The organism is Novipirellula aureliae (assembly GCF_007860185.1).
Classification (GTDB): Bacteria; Planctomycetota; Planctomycetia; order Pirellulales; family Pirellulaceae; genus Novipirellula_A; species Novipirellula_A aureliae.
Map to the genome: position 1 here is coordinate 485,939 of NZ_SJPY01000005.1, position 17,219 is coordinate 503,157.

Below are 17,219 nucleotides of genomic sequence, written 5' to 3' on the forward strand. Positions count from 1 at the left end.
ACTTATCGTTTAACGCCAAGCCGTAGGCGACCGCTTATGGAAAAGCTGACGCCTTCGGCTAAGCGTTAAACGATTAAATCGACAGGCCGCTAACGCCAAAACGGCTAATACGCAGACTGTTTTTCGAGCAATGAACGTAAACGCTTGAAGGCGTAGACGTTAGCAAAACAATTTGCAAGCCCATGAATCATCCGGGCTAGCCCTCCTGGTTTACCGAAGTTCAATGCGAAAAACGCAATTCTGATCGGTATCGCAATCAAACGCCATACCAATTGCAAACCGCGAGGTCCACTCAGCGTTCGTGGATATCCTAGTAATCACTAGCTTTTTGGCCGTTTCCTGTGATACAACGGGGGGGCATGAAGTACGTAATCGATCTTCCTGCCGAAATCCAACATGGTCTTTCCGCTCATGCTAACGAGACCGGGCAAGACGTTGTGGATTTGATCCAACTAGCTGTGACGCGGTTTGTTTCCGAGGAAGTGGGTGCGAACGGAAGTGATTCTCAGTGGACGCCTGAGAAAGACGACCGTCGCTGTGTGTTGATCGACCGTGAAATTGCTGGCACTATCGGTGTGCCTGAACGCGCAGAGCTCGCGGGCCTACAAAAGATGGCAGAGCGGCACTTCGATGAAATAGCATCGCCGCCATTGGAAGAAGCACTTAAGCCACACAAGCGGCTACTCTCTCAACCGGATGCGTAGTGTGCCGCCGCTTGCCTTCACATATTCAGACGGACCGCTCGTTCCTCGTCAGAACCGAGTGGTTATTTGCACATTCAATCGGTCCGGCCATGGCTGCGTGACGAGTTTTCGTTTCGCTGTGTGTACTGCTTGGTTCGCGAACAGTGGGGAAAGCGACTGGGCGAATTTGACCTCGACCATTTTGAGCCGGTGGCTCGTTCGCCAGAGGCGAGTCTGGAATACGACAATCTCGTCTATTCGTGTCGCGCCTGTAATCTCCGCAAAGGAAAACGGCTGGTGCCAGATCCAACACAAGCTCTTTTGGAATCGGCGCTTCGAGTTCATCTCGGTGGACGACTTTCAGGTTTGAACGACGAAGCACGCCGCGTCATCGCGGTGATGGGATTGAATTCGGCGAATCTAGTTCGACGGCGGCTCACTTGGATGCGGATCATCGACATTTGCCATAAGAATGACCCTGAACTCTTCGCTTCATTGATGTGATATTCATCATGGCCTCCTTGGGTGTGTGAGCTTTTCCATGACGGCAAAGCCGTCTAATTCGTCTTCTGCAAGCTACGCTTGCAGTGCGAAAAACGTCACCCGAAGGGTGCGTTACGACATCTGGCTAAAACCCAATCATCACCCAAGGAGAACCACAATGAATTTGTATTCTACACTGGCTTCCTTTCTACGGTGGAATCGATTTGCACGCCGGAGCGATGTACGCCTGCGTCGTTGACCAAGACGGTAACAAACGACTCCACCAACACTTCTCAACTAACAACATTCCCGATTTTCTTGCGAAAATCAAACCCTTTCTGCCCGATCTTGTGGTCGGGTGCGAATGCACATTCAACGGGTACTGGTTAGCCGACCTGGAGAGACTCGCCGATGACGACCGGACGATTCGGAAGCTCGAAACGTTTCTTACCAAGTCGGCCAAGGTTCACGATGCGAACAGCTTCTTTCGTTTACAAACAATCCCAGGTGTTGGTCCGATCATCGCAATGACGATGCTTTACGAGATCCACGACATTCGGCGGTTTCCTACCGTTGGCGACTTTCTGTCGTACTGTCGACTCGTTCGAGGCGAACATCAATCCAACGGCAAAAAGTACGGTTCGCCTGGCAAAAAGATCGGTAACGCTTACTTGAAGTGGGCGTTCAGCGAAGCGATCCCACTGCTCAAGCGACAAGACGCTCGCGCCAAAGCATTTTGTGATCGAATTGAAAAGAAACATGGTAAAGCGAGAGCCAACAGTTTACTCGCAGTCAAACTCGGTCGAGCGGTCTACTTCATGCTGTGTCGCGGCGAAGTATTCGACCTCGATCGAATGATTGGGTGATAAGGAACCGATACAAACTCGTAACGCAAAATAGACACATCCACCCGGCCGGGTCATCCGTTCGGATAACTGAGACGCCAAAGAACGATCGCAACCGATTGAGCTGAAACGATATTGAAGTGTTGGGACGGTGATTCGTCACACGAACCCACGAAGCTTAACTGCGGCAGCTGTTCTGATCTCACGCGGATTGATTGGAAACTTAGCTGGGTGGACTTATTGAACAACAACGCCAAATCACAACTTAAACAACGTACAGGAGTAAGCCTCGATCAGAGTGTGCAAGTCCGCACCGAACCGTTACCCGCCACAATAACTGGAGCTTTCCCGCTACTCGGATCTTTCGGGATACCGAGTGGGACAGAGGCAGCAAACCAACCCCTTTGAATAGGAACGGATCGGTCAGAATGAGTTTCTGCGCCACTGGTGTGAAGCGTTGGTTTAACGACTAAGGTTTCGCACTGGTAGTGAGTCAAGCTTACGGGTTTGACTTGCCAGAGCCACGGTAGATGTTTGAAGCGGCCACGCGGTATGACGAATTAACGAATTCGGATGAACCGTTTGGGATGACTTCGTAGTAGAGAAACGCAAAAGCGAACCGCTGTCGTTACTAAGATCGAATGCAAGCTCAATAGGAAAAGTCAACCGATAGCAGTAAAACGTGTCGGGGGAATCCAGGGCGGTGAGCTCGGGCCTCGACAAAAGGAAATAAGGGCTTCGACGCCTTGATCGAGCTTCTTTTGAGGTATCGAACTCAAACGTGTTGGTCCGTTCCCTTTCGCCTTCGCGGTGTCGCCAGTGCATGGCGAGCGACACCGCGAAGGCGAAAGGGAACTCCCCAAAACAAGCTGTGAAAAAATTCAGACTTTTACCCTGGGGGAAGGTACGTACCGGTTGACAAGGAGGGCCATGTAGATGTTATTCGCCGGAATGGGGCATTGTACAGGGATTTGCGCCAGTTGTCGGGCCAAACCAGTCGAGATACAATGAAATCAACTTATATCCAAGGGGACGACATGGTACAGATCGTAGTCACAGCAGAGCAAGCGTTGAAGATCGAGTCATCCGGTGAGGCCATCGAAATAGTTGATGATAGCGGGAAGCGAATCGGTTTTTTTACAAAGCCATTTTCAGATGCGGAGATCGAGGAAGCAAAATATCGGGCAGCGAATGAGCCGATTGGGCGAACAACGAAAGAAGTACTCGAGCGACTATCGAAACTGGACTCCGCATGAAAGGGCCAACGGTAGTTTGGGTGGAGAGCGTGGAACAGGAATTAGCTAGTATCTGGTTGGCCCTGCCAGATCGAAACAAGATCAGCAAAGCAGCCCACGAGATCGACCAAGCATTGAAGCGTGATGCAATTGGCGAAGGCGTTGAGCTTTGCGAGGGGTTGTACGCGATCGAACATGGCCCGTTGCGAGCAATCTTCGAGGTGTTGAGCGACGACAAGATCGTGCGGGTCGTCAAGGTGAAACCGTCGGGCTTGTTATGGGGCTTCAGTCGGATAACACCAACGATAACCGCGTCGGCCAGATTAACGCTGACCACAGAGTAAACGGTCGTGGCCGACTGCGATTCATCGGATCGTTATCCGTCGGCATGTGTCGCGCAGGCAAGGGCATTGTATCCGAAGCAATCGCAAGTGTTACTCGCCAGGCTCGTATTGTATCTCTCCAGTAGAGTCGTTTATCAGCAAGCCGAAATGATCGCCGGGCATTGTCGAATTTTGGTGGTACCCAAGGTACCAAAGGCGTTCGCCGTCGAATTCGTCAACAACAATGGAGGGCGGTCCGAGGCGGATATGGCTGGTCATTTCAGATTGTTCGCAGTAACTTGTCGCAGCCAGTACCGCTTCGTCAGGCGTCATTCGCCAGCCAGATGGAACGGGGTCTACCATGTCATACGCTGGAATCGGCCTAGCGTCACTACAGCCCTGAATCCAAAGCAGTGCAACGAAACCGATAGACGATATGATCGTTTTCATGCTACTTCAGCCGGATAAAGAATCCATGAAGTCCGTGGTTTGAGGCGAGTCGGCTGGAGAATCCTGCTGACCAGGCCGTGATCTCGATCTCTCGATCGGTCACAATGAAACGCTTCTTACTTCGTTCACACCTCAAACCACGGAACCTCTCTATGATGATCTGTTCTCTCGATCTTGGCAAGTTCAAGTTGGTCGCCTGCTTCTATGATTGCAAAACTCGCAAGTATGCTTTCGAAACCATCCTCACCAAGCGTTCGCATATCGACAAGCTCTTGGACGATAACGAAATCGACCTGCTGGTCATGGAGGCATGCGGACCCTCGGGGTGGATTAGCGATGTCTCTCACCAAAGAAAAGTCAAAACGCTCGTTTGCAGCACCAACGACGAAGCATGGTTGTGGACAAAACCAAACACAAAACCGATCGTGACGATGCCCTCAAGCTGGCTAAAATGGCTGTCATGGGAGTGCTCACGCCGGTCCACGTGCCAAAACCAGAGATCCGTGAACAACGAGCCATTATCAAGTATCGAAAGAACCTCGACGGCCGAATCAATCGAATCAAAAACGGCATTCGATCCAGCTTCGCCAACCGCGGCATCGAAATCGACTCTGGCGCGAGAGCTTGGCATACCGGACGCGTCCATATCGACTCGTTTCGAACACCGATCACCCTCTGTAATGCTGACGATCTCTGGAAAGGACAACTCGATTTGGAACTGACACAACTCGATGCGTTGACCGCAGAAATGCAAGCGGTCGAAGATCGGTTGGAATTGTTCGCTGCCGACAACGCTATGATTCAGTTGGTGATGACGATCCCTGGCGTGGGACGCAAAACGGCTGAGCTTCTTGTTGCCATTATCGATGCCCCGCACCGCTTCAAAAGTGCTCGGCATCTTTCAAGTTACCTTGGCCTGACGCCAAAGCAATATCAATCGGGTGAAACCGATGGCAATGGAAGGATAAGTAAACGCGGGCCGAAACTGGCTCGCACGATGCTTTTGGAATGTGCTTGGGTAAGTCTTCGATACAATGATTGGAGCAAGAAAACTTTTGAACGGATTCACGGCGGATCGAAAACACGACGCAAGAAAGCCGGCATCGCATTGGCCCGCAAGATCGCAGTGGTCGCTTGGGCAATGATGCGCGACCAAAAGGCTTGGGATCCGAACCGGGCATTGCAAGAGTCTGCAGCGGAGCCTGAAATTCAAGAACTGACGACGGAAGATACAGAGACCCAAGAATCAAAACCAAAAAGGAAAGCCAAGCTTATACGAGCAAAACCACATGCTCCAGGGCCAGTGATCAGCGACGAACCGAAGCAACGCAGCGGTCGAGGTAGTAAACCAACTCGCCGCCGTGGCAGTGCACGCCGCGCGCCTTTGAAAACCTGACTCCGATCCAAGGCCCTTCGTTGGGGCCGCGCTTCCCTGGTAGTGACCACGAATCGTCGGCAAGGGCGACAAACCGCGTTTGAAACGCGGCTTGATAACCCTGAGATAACGAATGTGGCGCTTCACAGGGAAACCTTTTCCATCCACCTTGAACCCATTGAAACAACTGCAAACACTGGAGTGAAACACGGAGAACGAAAAACTGATTGAAGACCAAGTTTGAAACTCGACAAGGACTCCACTTCGCCTACATCACTGACACCAGCTGCCACCGGGAGCAACGTAAACGATTCCGGTCATGGCGTCCTAAAGAATGTGAGAGGTGATGAACCCGGCATAAAGATTGACAGATCGATCGAAGTGTCGGGCCATCCAACAGAACTCAAGAGACCACCGATTGAAATCCTGTAAGGAATGCTGAGACGATGCTGTCAAGGACCGACCCTCTTGGGTCAAGGCATCGACATCTCGAATAGTCGTTTAGTACCCAATCGAATCAAGCCAAGTCATCAATAGCAGATCGCTCGCCGAAGCTCGCTACCACCGATTCACCACAAAGAAATGAACACAAAACATCCAATGTAAGAAATCTTTCAAAAAAGCGGCCAGTCGCCACTGGACAAACCACGGACTTCATAGTCGCCGACGATAACCGCGTCGGCCAGATTAACGCTTAGATGACCGCAAACCGTCGTGGCCGACTGCGGTTCATCGTTTGGTTATCCGGTATCCTATCGCGTCCAAGGTGAGGTAGATACTTTGAGTTAGCAAGTCTTCGATACGCGAGACGGAACAACGACACCAAAACGATTTCAACTAAAAGTGCAACTAGAAGATCGAAAGCGTAGTATGTCACAAGGTCAAGCAGCGCATTAGCAGAATCGGTGATGTTATCACGCAACCAGTAGATCAATTCTCTTGGACAGAGGAATTCGCTCGGGAAAGTCCCGAAAACAGAACCGGCGACAACCGCCCGCAATGCAGACTCAGTAGATGAACTGGACCTGAGAAGCAGATGGCTAACGAGAAAAAGAGGAATCGAGTAAACCGCTACACTGAATAGGCGAAAAGCGAGAAACGCTGGCTCTGGATCCAGCCAAGTGAGCATTGAACCGAACCCGCCGGAAACCAGGTGCCACACAACAGTGAAGATGGTGGTATAGGAAAACGAATTGCATTCTATCCGGGGACCAGGCGTGGAAAGGTCTTGATCAATGGTTGACGTTTTTCGCCTGGTCCACGGATAGAATGTGCGTTGAACTTTGTCGTGCAGACCGCTTACGTTGGCAATCCGCTTAAAACGATTCTAACATAAAGTCGGTGTTCGGACACATTCCCGCAAAGTACAACTGCTCAGCAGGGGGCACGGGTGGACGCTTCATTGCACTTTCTACCGCACATTCCGCATACCAGTCCTCATAACCGATGCCATACTCGCGGTCTAAGTACTCACACAGCTCCTTGTAGTCACTCTCGGCGTACCAGTCGGGACAATCATCGTGCAGATGATTGAGTAGCTTGTCCCAAGACGGCTTCGGGATTTCACCGATCAACCGAAGCGACGGATGGTCACACTTTGAACAAGGGATCGTAGACTCCTCCTCGCAGCGTTCGCCAATCGAGCCGTCTTCGCTCTCGCGGTGATGAGTGACTCCGATCGCCTCAAGTGAGCGACGACAACGGTCCAAATACTTTGTCCTTTTGTTATTGGACCAACCACCAAAGTAACGTGTTTTCGTCAATTGCTCCGGTTGAATATGCAGACACCAGCGTCGAATGAACTCCGTCGTTTGAAGCGTTACAGGGACCTGCTCCCGCTCGCCTCCCGTCCGAACCCCTTCGCGGGCCAGAAACGTTACCTGCTTCGAATCGGCAGCGGTGATCCTTGAATCGCTGATCGGACCACCGGTCAGGTAACGCGTCAGATAGCGGACCACTTGTTCGGCACTGCTGCTTTTGGTCGGCGGCGGTTGGATGAAGCTGACCCAATCGACTGATTCTAGTTTGTCACAGAACTCTTTAAATACTTGCGGATCTTGCAGCGGGGCGAATTTGCCGCTGAGCTTCAATTCGCCCTTTTTGTAAAGGCGTTTCAAATGGGCGATCGCAAACTTGCGAAAGCTTTCACGCAACGCTTCGGCTTTCACGAGGTAATACCCATCACTGTTGGCCGTCTCCGGAGGAGCTTCGGCTTCTTTCCAATCGTCACTCGATAAACTCGGCCCGGCACCAGGAACCAAAGCGTGAACGTGCCAGTGGGAATCAAGCCGTTGGTTCCAAGTGTGCAACACCATCATCGACGCGGGGTCATAATCCTGCTGGCCGCGAATCGTTTTGCGAAGACTTTTCCAAGCCGACGCGAAGAGCAAGTCCGCGATCGGTTCTCGATTAGCAAGTGCCAGCTCCGATAAGTTACTTGGCAGGGTGAAAACGACCTGGTAATACGTGACTTTGTCAAGGATCAGTTGCTCGGCACGAGCGGCGAAGTCGTAACGTTTGCGGCCGCTACACTGGGGACAGTTGCGGTCGCCGCAAGAGTGATAAACTTCGCTCTCGTCGCCACACCCGTCACACTGATACTGTTTACCGCCGAGAGCCCGTGTACGGCAAAGCGATAACTTTGCCAACGTACTTTGCACTTGAGGGCACGCGCCGGAGCCGGCGAACTGACGGACGTACGCAGCCGATCCTTTGCGTAATAGTTGAGCAACCGTTAGCTTTGCGAGGAGTTCGTCTTGTCTCCCGTCTCCCCGCTCCCGTTCTCTTCGGCTGGTTTGTAGGTCGGCAACTGCTTCACCGGCAACCAGTCCAGCGGGCTGGGGACGCTGATCAGGTGTTCGCGGCGACAATGCAGATAGATCATCGTCGTCGTGAAGCTGGCGTGACCAAGCAGGCGGCTGATCGTCAACAAGTCCACGCCCGCTTCGAGAAGTCCGGTCGCGTAGGAATGTCGAAAAGTGTGCGGCGTGACATTTTTCTTGATCTTCGCCAGCTTCGCCGATACCTTGATCGCCTTGAGGATCGACGTGTCGCAGTAGGTCGACCCCGGTTTCTTGCCGGGAAATAGAAGCGACGGCGGCTTGTACTGTATCCAGTACTCTCGCAACTCTTTGAGCAACCTTGGCGAGAGCGGAACTTGTCGTTGTTTGGCTCCCTTGCCGTGGGTAATGTGGATCTGCATCCGCTTCGAATCGATGTCCTCGATCCTCAAGTTGGCTGCTTCGGAGAACCTCATCCCGGTCGCATAGAGGGTCGTGATGAAGGTTCGTTGTTCATTGAGATTGCAGTAGAATTCATGAGGCTTCTTTCGCATGTATTGTCGAACCACGATGTCCAAATTGTTGGTTACGACCATTAACACCAAGTGAGCGAATCCTCGTGATTCAGCTCGTTTATTACATCGAGAGAAGCCATTTTCGTTTAAAAATCTAATGAGTCCACCTAAGAGTATGTGCACGGGAGCACGGCTTGCGGCGTTTTTCGCAATGGATAGTCAACCTTCCGTGCCCCGTGATGTCTGACGTTATCGGATTGATGCGCTGTAGTCGTTGCCGCAATTGGTGCGTGGTAGTTGATGCCGCAATTGGTGCGCTGTAGTTGTTCGGTCGATGCGGATGCTCGCATCCAAACCGCTGTACTTGCTTGGTTGAATCCTGCCCCGAAACCCCAACTACCAAAACTTGCTCGGTCGACTGTTGTCGGAAACCCCGACTGCAATGGTTGCTCGGTCGATGGTTGCTCGGTCTCGCTTCGGTCGGCTACAATGATGTTTTAACGTTCGTCGATTTAGACAACTTTATCGGCGATTCCCATACTGATCCGATAACAATCCGATGAACCGCAGTCGGCCACGAGCGTTTACTCTGTGGTCAGCGTTAATCTGGCCGACGCGGTTATCGTCGGCGTTCCCCGAATGAATTATTTCTCATGGCCGTACCGCGAAAGATTGCTTTGACGCTGCTAGTTGGCATGGTCTTCACGACGAGCTTTTCCGGCGCGGCGTATTCACAATCGACCAAAATTAACTTCGCCGATCACACGCTGCGTGTATTGAACGAATGGACATCGACGAACAACGCCAATGGTGATTTGGTCGTCACACCGCACGGCTACGAGAAGGCCAACGGAATGCACAAGCTTGTAGTTCGAACAGAGCCGACGGAAGGACGGGCGAATGTTGCTGATGCGATAGCGCAACTGAAAAACGATCTGGATCCAAAACGGATACTGAAAGAAGGAGAGCTTGGCATCTTTAAATATCCGACGAAATGGATCGTCGTTGACAAAGCGCCATCCGATAATTTGACACTCATGCGATTTGTAAGTTCTACGGATGGCAGCATGGTCACAATGGACTTCAGTCTATCGCGTGAACGTTGGAAGCATTGCCTATCCACCGCTATCAAAACTGCCCAAACTCTTGACCGCTAACGTCGTTCGATCGCGGGGAACCATCGCGTGCACCCGAGCACGCGAGTCGGGCGGTTTTGAAATTGAGAATCTTTCGCGCGTGCCGGGTGACGCGTACCGTTCCCCGACTTGCGAAGATCGATGATGACAAGCAAGCCGCAAGGTTCTTCAGGCATCGCTGAACTTGACGATGCACTTAATTCACTCGGAACTGCGACGTCACGTGACCATTACCACGAGTTGCTCGGCGAACTTAGACCGTTGGTCGTGGCGCACCTCGACGCCATAGTGGAATCGTTCGACAACGTTGACTTCCCACGCTTTGCTGTGCTTTGGTCCTTAATTGGCGTCACTTCATCTGATGCGATCACCGTCATGTCCCGCGGAATCGCGGACCCTGACAAATACAACCGATGGGCCGCGTCAGAAGCTTTAGCGAAATGTGACACGCCGGAATCTACCGATTTGCTTGTGAACGCGCTGCGAGATCGTTCAAGTCTCGTGAAGGGTGTCGCCGTAACCGCAATGAAACGGCTACGTCCGTTGTCTGCGTTGCCCCAACTCCGTAAAATTGCGGCTTCACGATTTCAGCAGACCCATTCTCCCGGTACTGTGACCGCCGCGTTGACGGCCATCGAACTGATCGAAAACGACGGGGAACCATCGGATGCACGTGAGTCGCCGAGTTGAGTTTATTGAAGTGGAAAGTCGTTCGCGGCGACCACGTGATCCGTACCGTTCGTCCTATGAAGAGATTCGCATGCCCTCAATGACCAAGAACTCTGTGACCAGCCAAGCAGTGGTTTGGACAGGTTGCTTGCTTACATGCCTTGGACTCTATCTGGATCATACGGGATTTTTATTCTCATTAGGTGGCACGCTGTTTTCGTTCGGCATGATTCAATCCTATTTCGGAAGCGTACTCGAGATTCAAACCGCGAAACGCTTCCCGTACATCTTGCTTGGTATTCCACTTTCGCTTGGACTGTTCTATTGTGCGTGCTTGAGCTTGCGAGAACTTTCCGCTGCGTATGTGGTCGTTGCTGTTATGGTTTTATCCGCGGCACTACAATTGATCGTGTCAATGCTCACAGCAAGACTTTGGGAGCGTCGCCGTAGCCAGAATCATCTTTCAGCTAAGACAACCCGGTAACTGGAAGACGATAGACGGACGAACCATCCGATGAACCGCAGCCGGCCACGACCGTTTACTCTGTGGTCAGCGTTAATTTGGCCGACGCGGTTATCGTTGGCGTTCGCCGACATGAGATTGCTAAGCCGCTCACCGCATCATGACACAAGAGCAATCGAGTGAACTTTTCGGCAACGTGATCGCGCACCGCAACAACAATGTATTTGCCGTTGCGCTGAACATTGGAGGCGAGTGCGATGCATCTGTTCCAAGACCTGTCGCTCGCGAAGCCTTCCGGATTATCCCCGGCGATCCTGTTGCTATTCGACAATCATCACCACCACGATTGAATCGGATCGTCGGCTTTTCGCCATGCCTGTACTACAAACGCTACTGGGATGAGAACTCTGGCTGACATTGTTCCGGCTGGGGCGGATCACACTTCTTTTTCGAAGTCCATCCCGACGGATGGGTCGCTCGGCAGCTCCAAGCATTCGACAATGGCGAGCTGATTCTTTACGATGAAACGTGCGATGAGGACGAATTCGGTGGCCGATCGACCGTCCAGTTGGACGCTCGTGAATACGCTCCGTTCTTGATTGCCCGGTCTGAATTTGTCAGTAATTGGAAACCAGACCTCGCTGCCAACCGAGCCGGAAATTGCGGCGAACCATGAAATGCACGGGAGGACGGGTGGTCCGTTTTCTCGTCTGCTTGCAAGTCATTCGCCCGTCCCCCGTGATTTCTACCGTTCGCCCAACTTGTATCTGCTGATTTTTTCTGCCAGATTTATCTTCACATTACTATCCTGAACCACCAAATGCGCACCATAGCTGTCATGGGATTATTGTCGTTCATTTTCGGCTGCAATCATCCGGAAAAAGCAATTCCTGCTGTAACCATCGACCTGTTGAACTTTTCCGTTGCCGGGAACAAGGTTGGAAAGCCGGTCGCCGCGGATTCGCCGTTTGCCAGCGAATTGGCAGACTCCAGTGTGTACGCTCCGCGGGGGAAGGGGCTCGAGCTAGGGACTAATGGCGGTTTGCTCGACCGCGTCTTTGTAACGCTAGGTGAATTTGACGGAACATTTTTTGCGGAGGGAAAGCCTATGGAGTTGCACACCGCGACATCCGAACAAGACATTCGCGAACGAATTGGCGATCCCTACTGGACTGATCGGGAAGACGGTGAGGCGATCCTGTTTTACGAGTACCAAGATGGTAATGTCGAAGTTCAGTACGAGTTTCCGGACGGAATGAAACTTGGCTACATAACGATCTCACGGGCGGGCGTGCTAGCCGACCCAGAGCAACGGAAACTTTACGGTGTCGACAAGCCATGGCCCCCGCAATAGGCGAACCATCCGATGCAACCGAGCGGCGAAGTCGGGAGTTTTGAAGTGGATGATCAACCGTCGCCGCCGGCTGATCGGTAACGTTCTTGCGGTCCGTCGATTCCTAGTCGATTGTCATGGTGGTTCTCGGACGCTCGATCTCGCGTGCCGTGCCAATGAGCGCTGGCCGAACCTTCACGGCAAAGTGATTAGTGTTCGATTAGTGAAGATTAGTGTTCTCTCTTTCTGGAACACTAATCGCCATTAATCACACACTAATCGATTCGCGGTCTTGCCAATGGCCGAGTCCCAACGCTGTCGATGCGCCAGCTGATTATCGTCGGCTTGCTGATTTGCTCGGTCGATTGTTGCTCGGCCTTACTTCGGTCGGTATCTTGAGGGTTTACAGAATCGATTCAATTGGCGGGTCGTCGGCCGTACAAGCCCAGCGCAAGAACCATGTGTTGCACGCGAGTGGCGGCAACACGTTTTCGTGAAAACAGCATCGCGGGTCGCCACCGCGTGAACACCGACGTTATCGGATTGATGCGCTGGCGTTCATGCTGCAATTGGTGCGATGTTGTTGCTCGGTCGATTGATGCGCTGATGTCCCGTCTGCAATGTTTACTCGTTCGATTGTTGATATGTCTCGCTTCTATCTGCTACAATGATCGCGATACCGAATCGGGGCGAATGTGTCACCGAAGGGGTCGAAGACTGGACCGACTCTGATCCAATGCCGCCGCTTAGTTCATCCTTGAAATTCTGCGTCGCCAACATCTCGTCGATCCCCATACTGTCCGATAACCAATCGATGAACCGCAGTCGGCCACGAGCGTTTACTCTGTGGTCAGCGTTAATCTAGCCGACGCGGTTATCGTCGGCGTTCCCCGACACAATCAATTTTGCACTGCCGCAAACATGAATGCTGACGACTTCGCGATGCTCTGCAAAACCGAGAAAAATGCGATTCTCAGCTCCTACTTTGACGCGACGTCTGACACTGCGGTCGCACGAATGATCGCGGCCATGGGCCTTGAACCGAAACAAACGGCCGACCTCCGCACAACGATAGACGGAGTGCTGACCGATGCAATGTACACGTTGCTCGTAGCAATCGATGGTGGTGCCTCGCTCGGCGGCGTTCAACAACCGTATGACCTCCGTGACCAAACTGGAGAGGCAATTTCGGGCGATGGTGAACTCGAAGCAGCGGCGTTTGAACACTTCCACGAACACTAGCTCAATCAATTGCGTCTGCACGTCGGTAGTCGATTGCGACGGATTTGCTGGCGGTCGTCTCACTCGGTATGATCGCTTTACGTCGATCGTATTGGCTGACGTTTGCTCCGCTGCCGGGCGGGGAACCATCCGATGCAACCGAGCGGCGAAGTCGGGCGTTTTCGAGGTGGTTGATCTTCCGTCGCCGCCGGCTGATCGGTAACGTTCTGTCACTCAAGAATGATCCCTGAACTATGTCGTCTGAAGAATCTGTCGCCTCATCGATTGGCGAAATGGTCAGCTTCTTCATTCCGCACTGCGAGGATCTATCGACGCTGTACGAATTGAAGTCCATGGCCGCAGACAGCACGAAATGGCGGAAAGCACACGACCTATTCGATCGTATCCGCAACAAAACGCTCTGTGCCGACAAGACCAATGACCGAATGCTTCAGCACCAATACAGCTTCGAAGAAATCTGCGCGAAAACCTTATACAATCTATCGGGCTACCCTGCACCATTCGATGATGATTCACCGTTTTGGGTGATCCCGATCGCCGTAGCGTTTGCTCAACAACTTGGCGTAGACGATCCGTGCTGCGTGTCGTCATTGCTGAGGCCACCTGCATCCACACAATGAAACGCGACAGAACAATAGGATGAACGGGAGGGCTCGGCGCGGTCGGTCTTGAAGTTAGAGTCCTCTCCTCGCCCCCCGTTATCCCGGTCGTTCCCCGACTGAAGCATGAAAACGCGACTCGCCGTTCTAGCAATTGTTGTGCTGCTGGGAACACTCGCGTTCGTCACTCGCTCATGCGGTATCTGGCCGTTTAACGGTGTCGTTGTCGCCATCAACAACGTCGGTTCGATCGACTACGAATCCTGTGTGGTCAACGTGACCGGACGTTCGTACGACCTTGGAACGCTACCTGTTGATGCCACACTGACGACCAACGTATCGCCGACCGGCGAGACTCACGTTGAACTTGACCTTACGGAATATGACGGATCGCAACACCATCTCGTTGTAGACTGTTACTTTGAGCGCCGTGGGTATTCCGGTACGATTACGGTTGATCTCGGTGACGGGAAAATACACGGTGTTGCGAACGACGTCGGGATCGGTTTCCCCTGAACCTGCGACCTGCGCGTCGGCCAAACAATGAAAAACGGGGAACCATTCCGATGCACGGGAGCGGCGAAGTCACGTTTCTCGACAATTGAACATTCCTCGTCGCCGCCCCGTGATCGGTGGCGTTCGCCGATGAAGTCTGTTCGATGACTCAAGTCAATCCTTACGCCGCCCCGAATTTCAAGTCTGAAACGAACGTGACTCGTCGCAACACAATCTTAGGGACAGCAATCTTAGGGACAGAGCATCATTTCAGGTGATACAGCAACACCCCGGACGGACGCTGTCGGGATTTTTGCTTTGCTATTGCACCGGATCGTCAAATAGCGTGTGTGCAAGCCAGTGAGATAGGCTTTTTTCCTCGGAATGGCCGTATTGGGTGCGTACCTTCATCCTGGGGCAGCTCAAAGAGCGTCACGAAAAGGAGGGGAATCGAAGAAGGGGCACTCAGTCCGGGAGCGTCAATAGCTCGCGGGCGCGGCGGCGGAGATGGTAGCGGCGGTGCGTGCGGTGACAACGCATCGAATCGACACTCTCGGGGCGTCCAGCAATGCTGCAGAACAATTTCCCAAAGTCCTTCACCAGTTCGCACCAAGTCGCTTGCTCGAGTCCCAACCGAACCAAAATCGGTGGTGCAGCCGAAGGCGTCACACCGCGTTTGCCCGGCGCCACTTGCCGAGCTGTCCAATCGAGTAGCTTCAAGTAATCCACGAGCGAAATCGGTAAGAAGCCTTTATCACTACAACGCTTGCCGCTGTCGCTAGCACAGGGACCTACGGGATCAAGCTGCTCATCGATCGACAGAGGTGCCAAGAAAGCATCCGGCTTGTCTTCGCTTGGTGACTCACTTTTCATCGCCTTGATTCGTTTTTGCACCGACGTATGCTCGCTCTGCTCCAGCGTTTCCGCCATCGCGGCACGAATCAGGTTCAAATCCACGTAAGCGGCACAGGCCAACAGGGATGCTTCGTCCGTCAATCGAGTTGCACGGTAGCGATCTTGGAAGAACCGGCCCGACTCCTGTTCCTCGCGATTCGCTCGCATCGCAACGCGTTGGCACAACAGCCGCATCCACCAACTGAAACTGCTCAGCCGCTCGCGGATTTCTTGGCATTTGATTGGACAACCAGCGATCGATTTGAGTTCTGGCTCGCTTGGCGGCAAAGGCGACCCGTCGGATTTCCGGCGGTGTGGACAGAGCATCAACCAGCGCCGAGCCACCTCCCTATCGCTCCAGGTCGCCACCAGATCGGGCCGCGATCTTAGGATCAAGTGGATGTGGTTGTCTAGTATTGCAAATGCTAGCAAATCTACTGAGAAAAATTCCGCAAACTGTTGCAGATACTTTTCGATCCAGATTTTCCGGTGGTCGAAGTTTTTGCCGGACACTTGGTCATTTCCCATCAGGAAACAGCGTCGGCAGGTCCGATTGTAGAGATGGGCGATAACGACCTCATGCGGATCAAACACCTCGCTACGTGCCAACCGAACCATCACACACCTCCCGAGAGAAAATCGTCAGCAGAATCACCAGGAATCGTATACCTCGGTTAGGGAAAAGGCAAATCCACCAGAATCATGCTCTGTCCCTTGGTGTTCTCTCCCTTGGTGTTCTCCTACTAGGCATGTCAATAGCATTAAGTGAGTTCCGCGGAGCCGTTTCCAAAGGGCGGCACGCAGGGTACAATTCTCGCCAGGAAAGCCCGACGAACCAGGCGATGCACGCGAGTTGCCGATCGCGCGGGAATTGAATAGCTGATCACATGGCGGCAACCGCGTGATCTTGGTCGTTATCCGACATCGAGACCTACACACATGAAGTCGTTAGTCTATTCTGAACTCGAAGAGCTTTGTTCGGTTTTTCGTGACGCTCTGGCTTCGCACCTGAGTGATCTCAACGCCAACTCGCAATCCTGCGGCCATGCAATATTGATTGGCGAGGACATCCACCAACTCAACGCAATCGCTGTCACGAACACTGAAGATGACATCACGGCATTGGATGACCCGTCTTTCGCTGACCAATACCGGTACATGCCCGACGAATGGCAGCATTGGCATCAGAAGGCATTCTCGGGCTTCAACGACGCTCTTGACGCTGTCTATGGCCTATTTCGCGAACGTCACCCTGAACGGGAAGACGATTACTCGTACAGCAAGGAAGAGCAGGCCTACATCATAGATGTCTGCTGCATGTATCTCGGTGCCGCGATGGACTGCGCGAAGGAAGGCGAATACGGTAACATTTCGTATCGCTGCATCTGGATTTCGGATTGCAATTACCCTATCATCGCAGAGTCGATACGACGACTTAATGACCCTAGTGTCGCAAAGAACGCCCTCAAATTGTTCGGCGAATAGTTGTGGCGAATCACCATGCGATCGCTTTACGCTTGCTTGTCAAGCGTCCTAGCGGCAAGCGAGCCGATCCTTCGAGCTCGCGTTATGCCGCTGAAGCTCGGACCATGCTTGAACTTGGAGTTGACTGCTTCCCTTTTTGCACGCAACTTTGTGTGCACCCGAGTACGCGAATCGGCCGTTTTGAAATGGTAAACCTTTCGCGCGTACCGGGTGA

20 protein-coding genes are annotated in these 17,219 nt (G+C 52.7%); 15 read left to right on the forward strand and 5 right to left on the reverse strand.

Annotated features, from left to right (window positions below):
* Window positions 1-359 precede the first annotated feature (359 nt).
* From Q31b_RS17110 to Q31b_RS17130, 5 genes are all read left to right on the forward strand, one after another.
* Window positions 360-704 (forward strand): hypothetical protein, encoded by a 345-nt coding sequence (locus Q31b_RS17110; RefSeq protein WP_146600855.1) that lies wholly within the window; start codon window positions 360-362, stop codon window positions 702-704.
* 66 nt (window positions 705-770) lie between these two features.
* Window positions 771-1,187, forward strand: coding sequence for an HNH endonuclease (locus Q31b_RS17115; protein ID WP_197171706.1), 417 nt, complete (start codon window positions 771-773; stop codon window positions 1,185-1,187).
* A 218-nt stretch (window positions 1,188-1,405) separates the two neighbouring features.
* A complete protein-coding gene (locus Q31b_RS17120) occupies window positions 1,406-2,032 on the forward strand; it encodes a transposase (protein ID WP_146600996.1) in 627 nt (208 codons plus the stop codon).
* Window positions 2,033-3,018: 986 nt separating this feature from the next.
* Window positions 3,019-3,267: a hypothetical protein gene (locus Q31b_RS17125; protein WP_146600857.1), complete on the forward strand. Its 249-nt coding sequence runs from the start codon at window positions 3,019-3,021 to the stop codon at window positions 3,265-3,267.
* Complete coding sequence (locus Q31b_RS17130) at window positions 3,264-3,590, forward strand: type II toxin-antitoxin system RelE/ParE family toxin (RefSeq protein ID WP_197171708.1); 327 nt, start codon at window positions 3,264-3,266, stop codon at window positions 3,588-3,590. The genes Q31b_RS17125 and Q31b_RS17130 overlap by 4 nt, the downstream gene beginning before the upstream one ends.
* A 90-nt stretch (window positions 3,591-3,680) precedes the next feature.
* Here Q31b_RS17130 and Q31b_RS17135 read toward each other — a convergent pair whose 3' ends face one another.
* Window positions 3,681-4,019, reverse strand: a complete 339-nt coding sequence (locus Q31b_RS17135; RefSeq protein ID WP_146600859.1) for a hypothetical protein — start codon at window positions 4,017-4,019, stop codon at window positions 3,681-3,683.
* A 397-nt stretch (window positions 4,020-4,416) separates the two neighbouring features.
* On the opposite strand from Q31b_RS17135, the gene Q31b_RS17140 reads away from it, so the two are divergent.
* Window positions 4,417-5,415 (forward strand): IS110 family transposase, encoded by a 999-nt coding sequence (locus Q31b_RS17140; RefSeq protein ID WP_231617643.1) that lies wholly within the window; start codon window positions 4,417-4,419, stop codon window positions 5,413-5,415.
* Between the two features lie 1,295 nt (window positions 5,416-6,710).
* On the opposite strand, the gene Q31b_RS17145 is transcribed toward Q31b_RS17140, so the two are convergent.
* Together Q31b_RS17145 and Q31b_RS29085 are read right to left on the reverse strand one after the other, a co-directional pair.
* Complete coding sequence (locus Q31b_RS17145; RefSeq protein ID WP_261343867.1) at window positions 6,711-8,222, reverse strand: IS91 family transposase; 1,512 nt, start codon at window positions 8,220-8,222, stop codon at window positions 6,711-6,713.
* A complete protein-coding gene (locus Q31b_RS29085; RefSeq protein WP_146600997.1) occupies window positions 8,129-8,770 on the reverse strand; it encodes a tyrosine-type recombinase/integrase in 642 nt (213 codons plus the stop codon). Before Q31b_RS29085 ends, Q31b_RS17145 begins: the two co-directional genes overlap by 94 nt.
* A 572-nt stretch (window positions 8,771-9,342) precedes the next feature.
* Between Q31b_RS29085 and Q31b_RS17155 the strand changes: the two genes are divergently transcribed.
* The 6 genes from Q31b_RS17155 to Q31b_RS17185 all read left to right on the forward strand — a co-directional run bounded on the left by Q31b_RS17155 (window position 9,343) and on the right by Q31b_RS17185 (window position 13,532).
* Window positions 9,343-9,846, forward strand: coding sequence for a hypothetical protein (locus Q31b_RS17155; protein ID WP_146600861.1), 504 nt, complete (start codon window positions 9,343-9,345; stop codon window positions 9,844-9,846).
* Between the two features lie 120 nt (window positions 9,847-9,966).
* Window positions 9,967-10,515: a HEAT repeat domain-containing protein gene (locus Q31b_RS17160; protein ID WP_146600862.1), complete on the forward strand. Its 549-nt coding sequence runs from the start codon at window positions 9,967-9,969 to the stop codon at window positions 10,513-10,515.
* Window positions 10,493-10,978, forward strand: coding sequence for a hypothetical protein (locus Q31b_RS17165; protein WP_146600863.1), 486 nt, complete (start codon window positions 10,493-10,495; stop codon window positions 10,976-10,978). The genes Q31b_RS17160 and Q31b_RS17165 overlap by 23 nt, the downstream gene beginning before the upstream one ends.
* A gap of 139 nt (window positions 10,979-11,117) precedes the next feature.
* A complete protein-coding gene (locus Q31b_RS17170) occupies window positions 11,118-11,372 on the forward strand; it encodes a translation initiation factor IF-1 (RefSeq protein ID WP_146600864.1) in 255 nt (84 codons plus the stop codon).
* A 405-nt stretch (window positions 11,373-11,777) separates the two neighbouring features.
* Complete coding sequence (locus tag Q31b_RS17175; protein WP_146600865.1) at window positions 11,778-12,311, forward strand: hypothetical protein; 534 nt, start codon at window positions 11,778-11,780, stop codon at window positions 12,309-12,311.
* A gap of 900 nt (window positions 12,312-13,211) precedes the next feature.
* A complete protein-coding gene (locus tag Q31b_RS17185; RefSeq protein ID WP_146600867.1) occupies window positions 13,212-13,532 on the forward strand; it encodes a hypothetical protein in 321 nt (106 codons plus the stop codon).
* 1 nt (window position 13,533) lies between these two features.
* Here Q31b_RS17185 and Q31b_RS17190 read toward each other — a convergent pair whose 3' ends face one another.
* A complete protein-coding gene (locus Q31b_RS17190; protein WP_146600868.1) occupies window positions 13,534-13,749 on the reverse strand; it encodes a hypothetical protein in 216 nt (71 codons plus the stop codon).
* A gap of 16 nt (window positions 13,750-13,765) precedes the next feature.
* Between Q31b_RS17190 and Q31b_RS17195 the strand changes: the two genes are divergently transcribed.
* Window positions 13,766-14,152: a hypothetical protein gene (locus tag Q31b_RS17195; RefSeq protein WP_146600869.1), complete on the forward strand. Its 387-nt coding sequence runs from the start codon at window positions 13,766-13,768 to the stop codon at window positions 14,150-14,152.
* Between the two features lie 105 nt (window positions 14,153-14,257).
* The gene (locus Q31b_RS17200; RefSeq protein ID WP_146600870.1) at window positions 14,258-14,647 is read left to right on the forward strand and encodes a hypothetical protein; all 390 of its coding nucleotides are present in this window, start codon (window positions 14,258-14,260) and stop codon (window positions 14,645-14,647) included.
* 444 nt (window positions 14,648-15,091) lie between these two features.
* On the opposite strand, the gene Q31b_RS17205 is transcribed toward Q31b_RS17200, so the two are convergent.
* Window positions 15,092-16,138: a transposase gene (locus tag Q31b_RS17205; RefSeq protein ID WP_146600871.1), complete on the reverse strand. Its 1,047-nt coding sequence runs from the start codon at window positions 16,136-16,138 to the stop codon at window positions 15,092-15,094.
* Window positions 16,139-16,459: 321 nt separating this feature from the next.
* Here Q31b_RS17205 and Q31b_RS17210 point away from each other — a divergent pair, with 321 nt between their 5' ends.
* Window positions 16,460-17,005 (forward strand): DUF4303 domain-containing protein, encoded by a 546-nt coding sequence (locus tag Q31b_RS17210; protein WP_146600872.1) that lies wholly within the window; start codon window positions 16,460-16,462, stop codon window positions 17,003-17,005.
* Window positions 17,006-17,219 lie beyond the last annotated feature (214 nt).

Bases quoted from the DNA above. Each gene is read 5' to 3' on its own strand.
- Q31b_RS17210 (WP_146600872.1), top strand. From the start codon at position 16,460: ATGAAGTCGTTAGTCTATTCTGAACTCGAAGAGCTTTGTTCGGTTTTT.
- Q31b_RS17120 (WP_146600996.1), top strand. From the start codon at position 1,406: ATGTACGCCTGCGTCGTTGACCAAGACGGTAACAAACGACTCCACCAA.
- Q31b_RS17110 (WP_146600855.1), top strand. From the start codon at position 360: ATGAAGTACGTAATCGATCTTCCTGCCGAAATCCAACATGGTCTTTCC.
- Q31b_RS17125 (WP_146600857.1), top strand. From the start codon at position 3,019: ATGAAATCAACTTATATCCAAGGGGACGACATGGTACAGATCGTAGTC.
- Q31b_RS17130 (WP_197171708.1), top strand. From the start codon at position 3,264: ATGAAAGGGCCAACGGTAGTTTGGGTGGAGAGCGTGGAACAGGAATTA.
- Q31b_RS17165 (WP_146600863.1), top strand. From the start codon at position 10,493: ATGCACGTGAGTCGCCGAGTTGAGTTTATTGAAGTGGAAAGTCGTTCG.
- Q31b_RS17170 (WP_146600864.1), top strand. From the start codon at position 11,118: ATGACACAAGAGCAATCGAGTGAACTTTTCGGCAACGTGATCGCGCAC.
- Q31b_RS17195 (WP_146600869.1), top strand. From the start codon at position 13,766: ATGTCGTCTGAAGAATCTGTCGCCTCATCGATTGGCGAAATGGTCAGC.
- Q31b_RS17205 (WP_146600871.1), bottom strand. From the start codon at position 16,138: ATGGTTCGGTTGGCACGTAGCGAGGTGTTTGATCCGCATGAGGTCGTT.
- Q31b_RS17185 (WP_146600867.1), top strand. From the start codon at position 13,212: ATGAATGCTGACGACTTCGCGATGCTCTGCAAAACCGAGAAAAATGCG.
- Q31b_RS17155 (WP_146600861.1), top strand. From the start codon at position 9,343: ATGGCCGTACCGCGAAAGATTGCTTTGACGCTGCTAGTTGGCATGGTC.
- Q31b_RS17135 (WP_146600859.1), bottom strand. From the start codon at position 4,019: ATGAAAACGATCATATCGTCTATCGGTTTCGTTGCACTGCTTTGGATT.
- Q31b_RS17200 (WP_146600870.1), top strand. From the start codon at position 14,258: ATGAAAACGCGACTCGCCGTTCTAGCAATTGTTGTGCTGCTGGGAACA.
- Q31b_RS29085 (WP_146600997.1), bottom strand. From the start codon at position 8,770: ATGGTCGTAACCAACAATTTGGACATCGTGGTTCGACAATACATGCGA.
- Q31b_RS17160 (WP_146600862.1), top strand. From the start codon at position 9,967: ATGATGACAAGCAAGCCGCAAGGTTCTTCAGGCATCGCTGAACTTGAC.
- Q31b_RS17175 (WP_146600865.1), top strand. From the start codon at position 11,778: ATGCGCACCATAGCTGTCATGGGATTATTGTCGTTCATTTTCGGCTGC.